Source organism: Paracidovorax cattleyae (genome assembly GCF_900104515.1).
GTDB lineage: Bacteria > Pseudomonadota > Gammaproteobacteria > Burkholderiales > Burkholderiaceae_C > Paracidovorax > Paracidovorax cattleyae.
Genome location: NZ_FNJL01000002.1, coordinates 212,474 through 225,188, shown reverse-complemented (window position 1 = coordinate 225,188; position 12,715 = coordinate 212,474). Strand labels below are relative to the sequence as shown.

The window sequence follows — 12,715 nt, the reverse complement described above, 5'->3', positions numbered from 1 at the left end:
GGGCTCAGTTTCTGTAGACGATCTGCAGGACGCCCTGGGTGGAGGCACTGGGGCCGAATCCCATGGCAGTCACGCGGTAGATGTATTTGCGGTCCTTGGGAGCGGTGGGGCGGGCGCCCTCGGGGTCTTCCACCAGTTCGATCACGTAGCGCGGCGGCGCGGCGGGCTGGAGTCCCACCTGGCCCGACGGAAACACACGCCCGGTGAAGGTGCCGAAGGTCACGGACTGGGGGTTGGTGGACGATGCCAGGTCCACCGTCAGCCATGCAGGCGCCACGCCGGGCAGGGAGTAGCACAAGCCCAGGTTCTTGGCGCGTTGATCGCTGCCGCAACCCGGGAGGAACTTCGAGACATCCGTGCTGCCCCGCTTGAAGACCTCTCCGCGCTTGGTGACGGTGGCGGCATCGGGTTTGCCGAGGATGTCCAATTCCGCATCGATGAGCGCCGCCTCGGCGGACTGCCACGCCACCTGCTTGTCGCGGTCGTTGCGGGTCGAGCGCTCGCCCATCATCGAGATCTGGATGCCCGCCACGCCCAGGATGGACACCACGACCAGGATCAGCAGCACGACGATCAGCGACATGCCGGCCTCTGTCCGGACACTAAGCACCGAGCGTCGTACGCAGTGATCGGTTCGAGTACGGGACATCATCCAGGCTCCCGCTGGTTGTTGCGCAAATGCACGGTGAAGGTGACCACCTGCCGCAGCCGGCCGTCGGCGGTCGGCGTGAACACGGCTCCTGGATCGTTCGTGTCATCGGCGAACATGCTGCCGATGGCACCGCCGCTCGATCCCTTCGCGGTGCCCAGGGGGTAGTAGGTCTGCGAGGTGCGGTCTACGGCCGAGTTCGGCGCGCCCCGCAACACCATGCCGATCCGGATGCTGCGCACGCGGCGCCAGTTCGCGGCAGACACCAGCGGATCGGAGACCGTGATCTGGTCGGCACGCAGGAATCGGTCCTGCACGCTGTCCACCGTGGAAGCGGCAGGCATCGTGGCGTTGTTGGCAGGAATGCCGTCCACGCCATAGAGCACCTGGAAGTCCTCGACCCCGGAGATCAGCGGCCCGGTATCCGTCTGCAGCGTATTCGTGCTGTCGAGGTACCAGCGCGTACACATCAGTGCCGGCTCGCCATCATTGCTCACGTCCATGTGGAGCACGCTCGCCACCCGGTCGTAGCGGTCCTTGGCACTCACGGCGGGCGCATAACCCGAGCAGTCGATCATTGCATTGTCCGTCTTGGTGGCATCGCTGTTGGATGTCGCGGGCTGGAAGCGCAGGACGAGCACGTCGCTGCCATATCCCACGCTGCCCGACGTACGGGCCGTGCTGGCCTGGTACCAGTTGTCCGAACCGGTACGTGCCTTGTTGTTGAAGCCATAGACGAAGGTATTGGGGACCGCGGACGGATCGAGCCCGCTGGTGCTGGCGCTCTCGTCATAGGCCGCATGGAACAGGTCGCGGTAGCCCGCCTGCACGCCCAGGCGCTGAACCATGTCTTCCACGAAGCGGGCGTTGTCGCGCAGCTGCGATGCCGCATCGACGTTGTTGAAGCCCTGCCGGGCAACCACCAGGGCCACGGTCGCAGCCAATACGATCAGCAGGCTGATGACCATCGCGACCATCAGTTCCACCAGAGTCAGGCCCCTCTGCCGGCCCCTGCGGCCGGCGGCTTTGGAAAAGCGACTCATAGCGAGGGCGCTCCCATCGGGTTGCCGCTCGTGACGGGGAAGACCACATAGGGGTAGCTGGTGCTGGCCGCAGCGGTCTCGATGCCGGCGGACTCCGATGCACGGAGCGTGGATTTGCGGGTCCAGCCGATCTTGATGACCGCGATTTCATCCACGCCGGCAGTTCCAGCAGTGCAGTTCCATTGCGGCATGCCGTTGCTGTCGTAGGGCGCCTTGTCGAAGCAGATGACCACCCGCGCGCCAGGCAGGGCGGCATCCAGCCGCGTGAGCCAATCAGTCAGTTCTGCACGGGCCACAGCCGTCCCATCCGCGCAGGCGGACGACGAGGCCACACCCAGGCAATAGCCGGCGGTCGCCGGGGCCAACGGGCTTTGCAGACTGACGAGATACGGATTCAAGCTGGCATCGCTCTTGATGCCGATCTGGTTGTTACCCCGCATCATCTCCGCCATCTCCCGCGCCAGGTTGGCCGCCTGGGCCTGCAGGCGGGCCTCCCGGGTCGATTGCAGCGCAAAGGCCTGCACTCCGACCAGCCCCAGGATGCCGAACGAGAGCACCACGATCGACACCAGCACTTCCACCAGGGTAAACCCCGATTCCCGATGCCGTGGAGATGCATCTCCCGCTGGCCGCCACGAACGTAAGGAGTACAACAAACTGTTATTGTCCATGCCGGAATCTTAGGTCGGCGGCATGCCTCTGGCGATGCCGTTTGGCGGGCCAATCCGACCAGTCAGCGCAAAATACCCGGATGTCCGTGCCCTACGCCTCCGCATTCCCCATCGATTTCATGCAGCGTGCGCTCCAGCTGGCGGAAGACGGGCTCTACAGGACCTCACCCAATCCCCGCGTGGGGTGCGTGCTGGTCAACGCCGACCAGCAGGTCATTGGCCAGGGATCGACCCAGCGCGCCGGAGGCCCCCACGCCGAGATCATGGCGCTGCGCGATGCCCGGGCCCGGGGCCACGCCACCCGAGGCGCCACCGCCTACGTCACCCTGGAGCCCTGCTCCCATCACGGACGCACGGGCCCCTGTTGCGACGCCCTGGTGGAAGCAGGCATCGCCCGCGTGGTCGCTTCGGTAGGCGACCCCAACCCCCGGGTGGCGGGCCAGGGGTTCGCGCGCCTGCGCGCTGCGGGGGTCGAAGTGGAAGTCGGCCCGGGCGCAGAGGCCTCACGGGAGCTGAACATCGGCTTTCTCAGCCGCATGGTGCGGCGCTTGCCCTGGGTGCGGCTGAAGTCCGCAGCGTCCCTGGACGGAATCACGGCGCTGCCGGACGGGCAAAGCCAGTGGATCACCTCCGCCGCGGCGCGCGCCGACGCGCATGCCTGGCGCGCGCGGGCCTGCGTGGTCCTCACGGGCGTGGGCACCGTGCTCGCGGACGATCCGCGCCTGGATGTGCGCGAGGTGCCCACCGAACGCCAGCCCTGGGTCGCGGTGCTCGACAGCCGGCTGCGCACCCCGCCGGATGCGGCACTGCTGCGTGCGCGGGAGCGCAGCGTGGTGATCTATTGCGCGATCAGGGACGAATCGAAGGAGAGCGCACTGCGCGCCTCGGGCGCGACGGTCGTGCACCTGCCCGGCCCCGACGGTCGGGTGGCGTTGCACGACGTCATGGCGGACCTCGCGGCACGGGAAGCCAACGAGGTGCATGTGGAAGCAGGCGCCATCGCCAGCGGAGCGCTGTGCGCGGCCGGTCTGGTGGACGAGGTGCTGCTCTACCTCGCCCCCAAGCTCCTGGGACAAGGAAGAGGCATTGCGCCGTTCGGCCCGCTTCCGGACCTGGGGCAGGCGCTCGGCCTCACCATCCGCTCGGTCGCCCAGGTCGGGCCGGACCTGCGGGTGTGCGCGAGGGTGGCCAGCCGGGAATCCATGGCCTGAACCGCCGCACTTCCTACGCACACCGACACCGGCCTGCGGCGCATGTTCTTCCCGGCTGCCAGCGCGGCCAGTTGCTGGTTGGCCTGGGTGTGGTCGTCCACCATCTGCTGCGCGAAGGCACGCACCTTGGGGTTCCGGGCCTTCTGCAGCGCGAGCTGGCTGCTCCTGACCTCGGCATGGCCATTGTGGGCAGCATCGTCCCGGAAGGACTTGTCCGCCCGCGTCAGGCGCGACGCCTGTCCTTCCAGGACGACGGAGGCGGAAATCACCAGTTGGCGGTGGTCCATGGAATACTCCTTCCTGCAGTGATGAAAGGGAAACTGCAAGGAATGACCGCGCTCACGCGGAAGGCCCGGCGCCCATCCAGGACAGGCATCCCCAGCGCACCGGACCGGTCCGCCCAGACTACGCGCGCATCGGCAGCGGAAAGACGCCCCATGGCGTCGGCCGCGGAAATCCCCGGGCGGAACAGCACCATCACATCGCCGCCCCGGTCGCCCTGCGGCCACAGGCAGGCGAGCGCCGCTCCACCCACCAGCAGCACGGCGGCCAGCCAGCGGCCCGCCACACCGGGGCTGGAGCCCCGCGCGGCCGTCTGCGCAACGGGACCGGTAGCGGGCCAGCCACGGCCACGGCGCCCGGGCCGTTTCCGCGGCCACCGGAGATGGCGTTCAGCAGGAGCCAGCCGATGCGCCACAGCAGCGGTATCTCCGCCGCGTCGCGCACGCGGTGCAGGCCCAGAGCAGCCAGTGCGACGGCACGGGGCATCCAGCAGGTGCCAGAGCCCGAAGCCGGGCAAGGCACTGCCGGCCAGACGATGATCGGCTTCGGATGCGGCGAGCACGCTGCGCGCTTTCCAGAGCCGCCACAGCCCGACGGCCGCGATGACGTACATCAGGGTGTGGAACCGCCCGTCCGCCAGCGGGGGGAACGCACGCGGCTCAGCAGGTGGTGCCATTGCAGTACCTGGTGCAGCCGCCAGCCCAGGCCAGCGGGTGCAGGCTGCGGCCTTGCGACAAGGTGTCCTCAGCCATCGTGCGGACCGGGCATGCCGGTCAGTGCTGGCGGCCGCGGTCGCGCGTCTCGCCGATCAGGGCCGCCCCCTGGCGGGAGGACGGCATCGGGCCTTCGGGCTGGCCGCCACCGTAGTCGAGCCCCAGGCCCCGTGCCGAGCCGGAGGAATCGACCGACGCGATCGGCCCGGTCCGCAGCCGGTCCGAATGCCGGTCGCCGGGGCGCTGGCGCTCGCGGTTGCCATAGGTGCTCTCGTCGCCGCCGGCACCGAAACGGCGCGCGCCTTCGCCGGTGGCGAGGTTCTCCGCGCCGGCGGGGGTGGCGGCGGGACGGGGATCGTCGCGCATGCCGTACTGGTCATGGTGGCCGGTGTCGCGCCGGCGCTCCTGGCCGGAAGCCGCGATGGCTTCGCGGGATGTGTCAGGCTGCGCTGGAGTGGCTGTGTCGTCAGGCTTCATGGGGTGTCCTCCGATGTGTTGGGCTGTCATTGCGCGCGCTCGCGGTTCTGCGCGAGATAGCTGCGCACGGCCTCCGCCGAATTGCCGACGGTCTGAACGGCCCTGCGCAGTTCGTATTCGTCGCAATGGAGCACGGAGGCCCAGTCGCGCACTTCGTAGTCTTCCGAGAGGTTGATGAGCCGCCGGTCCGCGCCACCCACCTTGGTTTTGTCGTCTGCCACGAAAATGCTCCTATGCAATGCATGTGCGATGCATCCATGCTGGGCGGCCCGCTGCGGCCCGGGCGTAGGACAAGCCCCGCCGTCCATGCTGGAACTGTCACAGCAGGTTTCCGGGCCGCACATCGCACTGGAAGGCCTCTTCCAATTGCCTCAGGGCGTTGCGCTTGCGCGCCGGGCTCTCGGCGGCGGTGCAGTCCTCCGGCACCCAGACGTCGTAGCCGAGCATGCGGGCGTCGGTGGCGCTCAGCATCACGCACATCTCCGCTGCCAGGCCCGCGACGATGATGCGCCGCGTCCCCATCTACAGCAGCAGGTGCAGCAGGGTCAGGTCGCGTGGGCGGGGCGCCATGAGCCGGGACAGTTCGCCGCGCTTTCCTGGCCATTCCCCGCAGGCCGCGAGCAGGTCGCTGAATTCGCTGTGCCACGTGCCGTAGTTGTCGTTGGCATAGATCACCGGCACACGGCGGCTTGCCAGCCGCTCCCGCAGTTGCAGCGTCGCATGCGCGGCAGGCGGGTTTGGCGAGGCGAGGCGGCGGAGGACACGGGTGGCAGGTACCGGGCAATGAAGATACCCCCCAAGAACTTCCCGCCTCCACCGACCTGTGCCGCAGGGAACCTCCGAATCCGGCGCGCTTCTGTACGGGCCGTGGCGTATGGGCCGGTGCCGCGCGTTGCCGTGCGCCCGGTCACTCCGCCTGCGCGCGCGGGGCCTTCTGGATGACGATGCTGCCGTCCGCCTCCAGGAAAGCCAGCCGTATCGCGGACTCGTCGCAATCGGCCTCGCGCAGCGCCTTGTCCCAGTCGCTGCGCGACACCCGGTGGCGGCGCAGCGCATCTCGGAAAACATGGCCATCGCGCGCCACGAGCACGGCCTCCACCATGCGGCTGCATGCGCTCAGGAAGCCCGCGGTCGCATTCAGCGCCATCAGCACCCCGCACACCAGCAGATCGAAGGGCGTGAACTGCCCCACCGTCCGCTTGCCGGAAATCCGGAGCATGCACAACAGCGCAAGATAGACGAGCACGCCGCGCAGCACCCGTTCCGGCCATTCCACTTCGAGATTCCACATGGGCTTGGATCCTCCTTGGCCGCGATCCTGGCAAGGAAGCCACCGGCCTCCATGCGCCGGCCGAGCCACGCCGCGTAGGACGCAGCCGCCACCTGTGGTGGACGGCGCGTGCGCCTACAGGCCGGGCCGATCGGGGGAAATGTCCAGCACGGCGCTTTGTCCGCTTTGTCCGTATAGTCCGCCTGATGAGCAGCGAGAAGCCCCCCATCACCGGCCAGGCGCGCCCCTTCGTCGCGGAAGGCGCCCCCACCGAAGTCGCCGATCACAAGGACGACATCTTTTTCGCGGCCATCGAAACCACGCGGATGCCCATGCTGGTCACCGATCCGCGCCAGCCCGACAACCCCATCGTTTTCTGCAACCGTGCCTTCATTTCGATGACGGGCTACCAGCCGCAGGACATCCTCGGGCACAACTGCCGCTTCCTGCAGGGTCCCGCCACCGATCGCAACACCGTCGCGGCCCTGCGCGAAGCGATCGAGCAGCGGCGCGAGATCTCGCTCGAACTGCTCAACTACCGCAAGGACGGCTCCACGTTCTGGAATGCGCTGTTCATCTCGCCCGTCTACAACTCCCGCGGAGAACTCGTCTATTTCTTCGCATCCCAGCTCGACGTGAGCCGGCGCCGCGACGCCGAGGAAGCGCTGTCGCAGGCGCAGAAGATGGAGGCCCTCGGCCAGCTGACCGGTGGCATCTCGCACGATTTCAACAACCTGCTGCAGGTCATGTCCGGCCATCTGGACGTGATGCGCGTGCGCAACCGCAGCCAGAAGCTCACCCGGGAGGACATCGACCGCTCCGTCGACAGCATCCGCAGCGCCGTCAGCAAGGCCTCCACGCTCACGCAGCAGTTGCTGGCGTTCTCGCGCAAGCAGAAGCTCCAGGGCCGGGTCGTCAGCCTGAATGCGCTGGCCACCGGCATGGCCTCGCTGGCCGAACGCACGCTCGGCGAAGCGATCCAGATCGACTACGCGCTCGGAGACGACGTACCCAACTGCGAACTGGACACCACGCAGCTGGAGGTCGCGGTGCTCAACCTGCTGCTCAACTCCCGTGATGCCATGCCCAACGGCGGCCGCATCGGGGTCGAGACCCGCGGCATCGAACTGCACGCGCAGGATGGCCATGCCTTCTCCGGCCTGCCGCCAGGCCCCTATGCCACCCTGTCGGTGACCGACACCGGCGCGGGCATCCCGGCCGACATGGTGCCGCGCGTGATGGATCCGTTCTTCACCACCAAGGAGGAAGGCAAGGGCACGGGCCTGGGCCTGTCCATGGTGTACGGGTTCGCCAAGCAATCGGGCGGTGCCGTCACCATCTATTCCGAAGTCGGCGTGGGCACCACGGTGCGCATGTACTTCCCTGCCGTGCACGGCCGCACGCACCCGGAACTGGTGGAATCGCTTGCTCCGCACGCGCGCGGCGGCGCGGAAACCGTGCTGGTGGTGGACGACCGCGTCGAGGTGGCCGACCTCGCGCAGGCCATGCTCGAAGGGCTGGGGTACACGGTCCACGTGGCGCACAGCGCGCACGCGGCCCTCAAGCTCGTGCGATCCCTGGAGCCGTCCGCGCTGCCGCACCTGCTCTTCACCGACGTGGTGATGCCCGGAGGCCTGAACGGCTACGAACTGGCCCGCGAGATGCGCAAGACGGTGGCGGGCATCCATATCCTGCTGACCACCGGCTTCGACCGCGACATGGGCAGCCTTGCCAATGTCGCGCCCAGCGAGTTCGAGATCCTGAAGAAGCCCTACCGCCTGGCGGACCTCGCGCGGCGCGTGCGCATGGTGCTCGACGGCGCCACCGGCACCAAGACCTGAACCGGCGGTGGCAGCCGCCGGGCGCCGGCACGCCGGTGCCCTGCAATCCAAAAAGCGAGCCGCCGCGTACAGGCCGGAACCAGGCGGGCCATCCGGCACGCCGCCCGCCGGAGCTCCACGCATGCTGCAGAACACCGCCACCGCCATCCGCCTCGTCGAACGGGGCCTGCTGCCCGACCGGCTCATACGGCACGGCATACGCCGCCTGCTGAAAGACCGGCTCGCCGAATTGCGCAGCGGCGACGGGGTGTCCGCGGCGGAGCAGACCCAGGCGTTCCTGGAGCGCATCCGTTCGGCCCCGCTGGCACTGGTTCCGGAAAAGGCCAATGCGCAGCATTACGAGGTGCCTGCCGAATTCTTCGGCAAGGTGCTCGGCCCCCACCGCAAGTACAGCTGCTGCCTCTGGCCGGACGGCACCACGACCCTGGAGCAGGCCGAAGAGAACGCCCTCGCCGAGACCTGCGAGCATGCCGGCCTGCAGGACGGCCAGCGCATCCTGGAGCTGGGCTGCGGCTGGGGCTCGCTGACGCTGTGGATGGCCGCGCGGTATCCGGCCAGCACGATCACGGCCATTTCCAATTCGCACTCCCAGCGCCAGTACATCGAGGCCGAAGCCGCGCGCCGGGGCCTGCGCAACGTGCGCGTGCAGACCTGCGACTTCAACGTCTTCGATACCCCGGAGCGATTCGACCGGATCGTGTCGGTGGAAATGTTCGAGCACCTGCGCAACTGGCCCCGCGCCTTCTCGCACGTGGCACGCTGGCTGGCCGACGACGGCCGCTTCTTCATGCACGTGTTCACCCACCGCGAGGCCCCCTACCCGTTCGTGGCCCGCGATGCCAGCGACTGGATGAGCGAGCATTTCTTCTCGGGCGGCATGATGCCCAGCGACGACCTGGCCCTGCACTGCCAGGACGACCTGCGCGTCGCGCGGCGCTGGCGATGGGAAGGCACCCACTACGCGAAGACATCACGGGCCTGGCTGGACAACATGGACGCGCACCACGCGGAACTCCAGCCGCTGTTCCAGCAGGTGTACGGCCGCGACGCGGACACCTGGTGGACGCGCTGGCGGCTCTTCTTCCTGGCGGTGGAGGAACTCTTCGCCTACGGCGACGGCCAGCAGTGGTGGGTCAGCCACTACCTGTTCGACAAGCGGCCCGCGCACGGAGCGGCCTGACAGGACGGGAGACCGACATGGCGGACTTCTTCGGCACTGACGCCTGGCAGGCCGCGCTGGGCGGCCTGGCATGGACCGCCGCCGTGGCGCTGGCCACCTGGACCGTCAGCCTGGCCCGCCGCGATGCGAGCCTGGTGGACCGGATCTGGGGCCCGATGATCGCCGGGGCCGGCGTGGTGTATGCCCTGCGGCTGAGCCCGGCATGGCAGGGCAGTGCGGCGTGGTGGACTGTCGCCGTGGCGGCCGCCTGGGCGGCCCGGCTCGCCGTCTTCATCACGCTGCGCAACTGGGGCCATGGCGAGGACCGCCGCTACCAGGCCATGCGGGAGCGCCACGGCGAGCGCTTCGGGATCAGGAGCCTGTACCTGGTCTTCGGCCTGCAGGCCGTGCTGGCGTGGGTGGTGTCGGCCCCCCTCTTCGCCGCGGTGGTGTTCCTCCGCCCGGACCATGCCTGGCAGACCCTTCCCGGCCTGGCCCTGGCCGTCTTCGGCCTGGTGTTCGAAACCGTGGGGGATGCGCAGATGGCCCGGTTCAAGCGCCAGGGCGACCGCGGGGACCGCGTGATGGACCAGGGCCTGTGGCGCTATACCCGGCATCCCAACTACTTCGGCGAGGCCTGCGTATGGTGGGGCCTGTGGCTGGCGGCCCTGGGCGTGGCTGGCATGCCGGCGGTCTGGAGCATCGTCTCGCCCCTGCTCATGACCACGCTGCTCCTGCGGGTCTCGGGCGTGGCGCTGCTCGAAAAGGACATGCATTCGCGCAGGCCCGCCTACCGCGAATACCAGCGCCGCACGAGCGCCTTCATACCGATGCCGCCGCGGTCCGGGAGGCCCTCGTGAAGGAGCCCGCGCATCCCGGTCGCATGCACGCCGCCGCGCGGGCACGCAGGCTGCTGCCCGGGCTGCTGCTGGCCACGGCAGCGGCAAACGCCCAGGCGCAGTACGCGACGGAGCAGCAGTGGAACTTCACCGTGTCGCTGGACGGCAGCCCGATTGGCGAACACCGGTTCCGGCTGGGCGCCCAGGAGGGCGGCAACCGCCAGTTGGAAAGCTCGGCCCGCTTCACGGTGAAAGTGCTGGGCATCGCGGTGTACCGTTACCGGCATGAAGCCCGGGAGCAATGGCGTGGCGACTGCCTGAGGCGCATCGCGGCCGACACCGACGACGACGGTGAACGCAGCACGGTGCGCCAGGAATTCGCGCCGGACGCTCCCTGCACCCGCAGCTTCGCCTATTGGAATCCGGCCATCCTGGCCTCGCGGCAGCTGTTGGACCCGCAGAGCGGGAAGCTCGAACCGGTGCAGATATCGCGCGAGGAGGACGGCTCGGTCACCGTGCGCGGCCAGCCCCGGCCGGCGACACGCTGGCGCATCGCGGGCGCCCGCAGCCCCATCGACGTCTGGTATGCCGCCGACACCGGGGAGTGGGTGGGGCTGGATTCCACCGTGCGCGGCGGACGCAAGCTCAGCTACCGGCTTCCATGACGGCATCGCACTCCCGCCGCACCACCGCATTCCCCGCCATCCCCACTCTTCCGAAAGCCGCCCATGCCACGCACCTACGCCATCGCCTACGCCGCCACCGCCCTCGCCTTCCTCGCTCTGGATTCCGTATGGCTCGGCACCATGGCCCAGCGCCTGTACCGGCCCAACATCGGGCACCTCATGCAGGACGGTGTCTCCATCGCCCCCGCGGTGCTGTTCTACCTGTTGTATGTGGCCGGCATGGTCTTCTTCGCCGTCGTTCCAGGCATGGAAAAGCAAAGCTGGCAGCAGGCCCTGGGCCTGGGCGCGGCGCTCGGGCTGATGGCCTATGCCACCTTCGGGCTCACCAACCAGGCGGTGTTGCGCGACTGGCCCTGGCATGTCACGGCCATGGACATGGCCTGGGGAACGGTGGCCACCGGAGCTGCCAGCGCGATCGCCTGCGAGGTGATCCTGCGGTGGTTCCCTCCTGCATCGGCCTGACCGTCCAGGGCCGCGCCATTTCGGCACCGGCCCTACATTCCCACCAGGCTTCCCGCCAGCCGCGCCAGCATCCCGTCGAAGCGCAGGCGCCCATCGACGGCCGCCAGGCAGATGCAGTCTCCCGGCCCCTGCACCACCGGCTGGTGGTGCACGCTGTCGTCGGCAGCATCGAAATCGCCCGCGCCGAAGAGTGCATGTCCGTCATGGAAAGCGCCGTGCATGACCTGCGTCCACTCGAGCCCGCCGTGGGTATGGGCGGGCAGGCTGCGTCCGGGGCCGATGCGCAGCAGGAACACGTTCACGTCGCCCGCCGGCGGGGAGAGGGGCCGGCTCCAGCGCATGCCCGGGGCGATCCATTTCCAGGGCGAGAACGCCATGCCGTCCAGCGCCTGCGGCCATGGTGCGCCCGCAGGCCAGTCGGGGCCGCCGCGCACGGGTGCGGTAGCCCCGACTGGCGGGCGCGTTCCGTCCACGGACAGGGCATCGATGGCCTCCAGTACGCCGGACAGGGCGTCGGGCCTCAGCGTTTCGGCCGGCAGGGATTCCAGCAACACGCCGCCGACAGCCTCCAGGACCCTCAGGCGCTGCCCGCACTGCGGGCACATCTCTGCATGCACCGCGGCCAGCAGCGCCGGCCCCGGCGACAGCCGTCCCGCGGCCAGGTCGAGCAGCAGGCCATCTCCAGGGTGGTGGCGTATCGTCATGGCGCATGGGCGCCGAGCAGGCGGTGCAGGTGGCGTACGGCCAGGCGCACGCGGGATTTCACGGTCCCCAGCGGGATGCCGAGATCCTCGGCGATCCGGGCATGGGGCTGGTCCTCGAAGAAGGAGCGGCGCAGCACCTGCGCCTGTTCGGGAGCGAGCGACTCCATCGCCCGCCGCACGTCGTTTTCGCACTGGGCGGCGTAGGTCAGTTCCTCGGGGCCGTCGCCGTCCACGGCGATGTCGAGTCCTTCGTCGCTGTCGCACAGCTGGTTGGATTTGCGGCGCAGATGGTCGATGCGCAGGTTGCGCGCGATGGTGAACACCCAGGTCGAGACGCCGGCATGTGCCGGATCGAAGGTGGCCGCCCTGCGCCAGAGATTGACCATCGCTTCCTGCGCGAGGTCTTCCGCCACCCCCTCCGCCAGGCCCAGGCGCATCAGGTAGGCCTTCACGCGCGGGGCGAAATGCTTGAACAGCGCCGCGAAGGCCTGCCGGTCCCCGTGATCGGCCACGGCGCGCACCAGCGCGATCCACGCTTCCGACGAAGGCGATGAAGGCAGTCCTTCGGTGTGATACTTCGACACAATCGACAGGTAGGGAGGCAGAGCGGAGGCGGTCCTCGGGGGAGGCTGCTCTGCCAGGGGCTTGCGGACGATGGTCATGGTGCTGCCATTACGCAGCGATGGGCGGATTAGATCACGCCCCGCG

Annotated in this window: 17 protein-coding genes and 2 pseudogenes; 6 read left to right on the top strand and 13 right to left on the bottom strand. The window is 68.9% G+C overall.

Annotated features, from left to right (window positions below; all coding sequences use genetic code 11):
- Positions 1-4: 4 nt before the first annotated feature.
- From BLR05_RS02525 to pilV, 3 genes are all read right to left on the bottom strand, one after another.
- The gene (locus BLR05_RS02525; protein WP_092832114.1) at positions 5-583 is read right to left on the bottom strand and encodes a pilus assembly PilX family protein; all 579 of its coding nucleotides are present in this window, start codon (positions 581-583) and stop codon (positions 5-7) included.
- Between the two features lie 65 nt (positions 584-648).
- Positions 649-1,692: a PilW family protein gene (locus BLR05_RS02520; protein ID WP_092832113.1), complete on the bottom strand. Its 1,044-nt coding sequence runs from the start codon at positions 1,690-1,692 to the stop codon at positions 649-651.
- Entirely contained in the window at positions 1,689-2,363 is a 675-nt protein-coding gene (gene pilV / locus BLR05_RS02515) for a type IV pilus modification protein PilV (RefSeq protein WP_092832112.1), read from the bottom strand. Before pilV ends, BLR05_RS02520 begins: the two co-directional genes overlap by 4 nt.
- An 80-nt stretch (positions 2,364-2,443) precedes the next feature.
- Between pilV and ribD the strand changes: the two genes are divergently transcribed.
- Positions 2,444-3,574: a bifunctional diaminohydroxyphosphoribosylaminopyrimidine deaminase/5-amino-6-(5-phosphoribosylamino)uracil reductase RibD gene (gene ribD / locus BLR05_RS02510; protein ID WP_092832111.1), complete on the top strand. Its 1,131-nt coding sequence runs from the start codon at positions 2,444-2,446 to the stop codon at positions 3,572-3,574.
- 20 nt (positions 3,575-3,594) lie between these two features.
- On the opposite strand, the pseudogene BLR05_RS02505 reads toward ribD, so the two are convergent.
- The 8 genes and pseudogenes from BLR05_RS02505 to BLR05_RS02480 all read right to left on the bottom strand — a co-directional run.
- A pseudogene (locus BLR05_RS02505) lies at positions 3,595-3,861 on the bottom strand (DUF4142 domain-containing protein); the annotation flags it as partial.
- Complete coding sequence (locus BLR05_RS26970; RefSeq protein ID WP_244160030.1) at positions 3,840-4,142, bottom strand: hypothetical protein; 303 nt, start codon at positions 4,140-4,142, stop codon at positions 3,840-3,842. The gene BLR05_RS26970 and the pseudogene BLR05_RS02505, both read right to left, overlap by 22 nt.
- 255 nt (positions 4,143-4,397) lie before the next feature.
- Positions 4,398-4,469, bottom strand: a pseudogene (locus tag BLR05_RS26965) (hypothetical protein); the annotation flags it as partial.
- Between the two features lie 160 nt (positions 4,470-4,629).
- Positions 4,630-5,046, bottom strand: a complete 417-nt coding sequence (locus BLR05_RS02495; RefSeq protein ID WP_092832110.1) for a hypothetical protein — start codon at positions 5,044-5,046, stop codon at positions 4,630-4,632.
- A gap of 26 nt (positions 5,047-5,072) precedes the next feature.
- Complete coding sequence (locus BLR05_RS02490) at positions 5,073-5,267, bottom strand: DUF3606 domain-containing protein (protein WP_092832109.1); 195 nt, start codon at positions 5,265-5,267, stop codon at positions 5,073-5,075.
- 97 nt (positions 5,268-5,364) lie between these two features.
- On the bottom strand, positions 5,365-5,568 hold the full coding sequence (locus BLR05_RS26960) for a cysteine hydrolase family protein (protein WP_225978946.1): 204 nt from the start codon (positions 5,566-5,568) through the stop codon (positions 5,365-5,367).
- Positions 5,569-5,721 carry a hypothetical protein gene (locus BLR05_RS26955; protein ID WP_225978947.1) on the bottom strand — a complete coding sequence of 51 codons (153 nt, stop codon included), beginning with the start codon at positions 5,719-5,721 and terminating at the stop codon, positions 5,569-5,571. It abuts the gene before it with no gap.
- A gap of 232 nt (positions 5,722-5,953) precedes the next feature.
- The gene (locus BLR05_RS02480; RefSeq protein WP_092832108.1) at positions 5,954-6,337 is read right to left on the bottom strand and encodes a DUF421 domain-containing protein; all 384 of its coding nucleotides are present in this window, start codon (positions 6,335-6,337) and stop codon (positions 5,954-5,956) included.
- Positions 6,338-6,522: 185 nt separating this feature from the next.
- On the opposite strand from BLR05_RS02480, the gene BLR05_RS02475 reads away from it, so the two are divergent.
- From BLR05_RS02475 to BLR05_RS02455, 5 genes are all read left to right on the top strand, one after another.
- Complete coding sequence (locus BLR05_RS02475; RefSeq protein WP_092832107.1) at positions 6,523-8,157, top strand: histidine kinase famiy protein; 1,635 nt, start codon at positions 6,523-6,525, stop codon at positions 8,155-8,157.
- A 121-nt stretch (positions 8,158-8,278) separates the two neighbouring features.
- Positions 8,279-9,337: an SAM-dependent methyltransferase gene (locus BLR05_RS02470; protein WP_092832106.1), complete on the top strand. Its 1,059-nt coding sequence runs from the start codon at positions 8,279-8,281 to the stop codon at positions 9,335-9,337.
- A gap of 17 nt (positions 9,338-9,354) precedes the next feature.
- A complete protein-coding gene (locus BLR05_RS02465) occupies positions 9,355-10,176 on the top strand; it encodes a DUF1295 domain-containing protein (protein WP_092832105.1) in 822 nt (273 codons plus the stop codon).
- A 23-nt stretch (positions 10,177-10,199) separates the two neighbouring features.
- Complete coding sequence (locus tag BLR05_RS02460; protein WP_092832104.1) at positions 10,200-10,820, top strand: DUF6134 family protein; 621 nt, start codon at positions 10,200-10,202, stop codon at positions 10,818-10,820.
- 63 nt (positions 10,821-10,883) lie between these two features.
- Positions 10,884-11,303 (top strand): DUF2177 family protein, encoded by a 420-nt coding sequence (locus BLR05_RS02455; protein WP_092832103.1) that lies wholly within the window; start codon positions 10,884-10,886, stop codon positions 11,301-11,303.
- A 32-nt stretch (positions 11,304-11,335) separates the two neighbouring features.
- Here the strand turns inward: BLR05_RS02455 and BLR05_RS02450 are convergent, their stop codons facing one another.
- Both BLR05_RS02450 and BLR05_RS02445 read right to left on the bottom strand, forming a co-directional pair.
- Entirely contained in the window at positions 11,336-12,007 is a 672-nt protein-coding gene (locus BLR05_RS02450) for a ChrR family anti-sigma-E factor (protein WP_092832102.1), read from the bottom strand.
- The gene (locus tag BLR05_RS02445) at positions 12,004-12,669 is read right to left on the bottom strand and encodes a sigma-70 family RNA polymerase sigma factor (RefSeq protein WP_092832101.1); all 666 of its coding nucleotides are present in this window, start codon (positions 12,667-12,669) and stop codon (positions 12,004-12,006) included. The genes BLR05_RS02450 and BLR05_RS02445 overlap by 4 nt, the downstream gene beginning before the upstream one ends.
- Positions 12,670-12,715: the final 46 nt, after the last annotated feature.

Excerpts from the sequence above, each read along its gene's own strand:
- BLR05_RS02450 (WP_092832102.1), bottom strand. The coding sequence starts at position 12,007 with ATGACGATACGCCACCACCCTGGAGATGGCCTGCTGCTCGACCTGGCC.
- ribD (WP_092832111.1), top strand. The coding sequence starts at position 2,444 with ATGTCCGTGCCCTACGCCTCCGCATTCCCCATCGATTTCATGCAGCGT.
- BLR05_RS02465 (WP_092832105.1), top strand. The coding sequence starts at position 9,355 with ATGGCGGACTTCTTCGGCACTGACGCCTGGCAGGCCGCGCTGGGCGGC.
- BLR05_RS02470 (WP_092832106.1), top strand. The coding sequence starts at position 8,279 with ATGCTGCAGAACACCGCCACCGCCATCCGCCTCGTCGAACGGGGCCTG.
- BLR05_RS02475 (WP_092832107.1), top strand. The coding sequence starts at position 6,523 with ATGAGCAGCGAGAAGCCCCCCATCACCGGCCAGGCGCGCCCCTTCGTC.
- BLR05_RS02480 (WP_092832108.1), bottom strand. The coding sequence starts at position 6,337 with ATGTGGAATCTCGAAGTGGAATGGCCGGAACGGGTGCTGCGCGGCGTG.
- BLR05_RS02455 (WP_092832103.1), top strand. The coding sequence starts at position 10,884 with ATGCCACGCACCTACGCCATCGCCTACGCCGCCACCGCCCTCGCCTTC.
- BLR05_RS02445 (WP_092832101.1), bottom strand. The coding sequence starts at position 12,669 with ATGACCATCGTCCGCAAGCCCCTGGCAGAGCAGCCTCCCCCGAGGACC.
- BLR05_RS02495 (WP_092832110.1), bottom strand. The coding sequence starts at position 5,046 with ATGAAGCCTGACGACACAGCCACTCCAGCGCAGCCTGACACATCCCGC.
- pilV (WP_092832112.1), bottom strand. The coding sequence starts at position 2,363 with ATGGACAATAACAGTTTGTTGTACTCCTTACGTTCGTGGCGGCCAGCG.
- BLR05_RS02520 (WP_092832113.1), bottom strand. The coding sequence starts at position 1,692 with ATGAGTCGCTTTTCCAAAGCCGCCGGCCGCAGGGGCCGGCAGAGGGGC.
- BLR05_RS02525 (WP_092832114.1), bottom strand. The coding sequence starts at position 583 with ATGTCGCTGATCGTCGTGCTGCTGATCCTGGTCGTGGTGTCCATCCTG.
- BLR05_RS02460 (WP_092832104.1), top strand. The coding sequence starts at position 10,200 with ATGCACGCCGCCGCGCGGGCACGCAGGCTGCTGCCCGGGCTGCTGCTG.
- BLR05_RS26960 (WP_225978946.1), bottom strand. The coding sequence starts at position 5,568 with ATGGGGACGCGGCGCATCATCGTCGCGGGCCTGGCAGCGGAGATGTGC.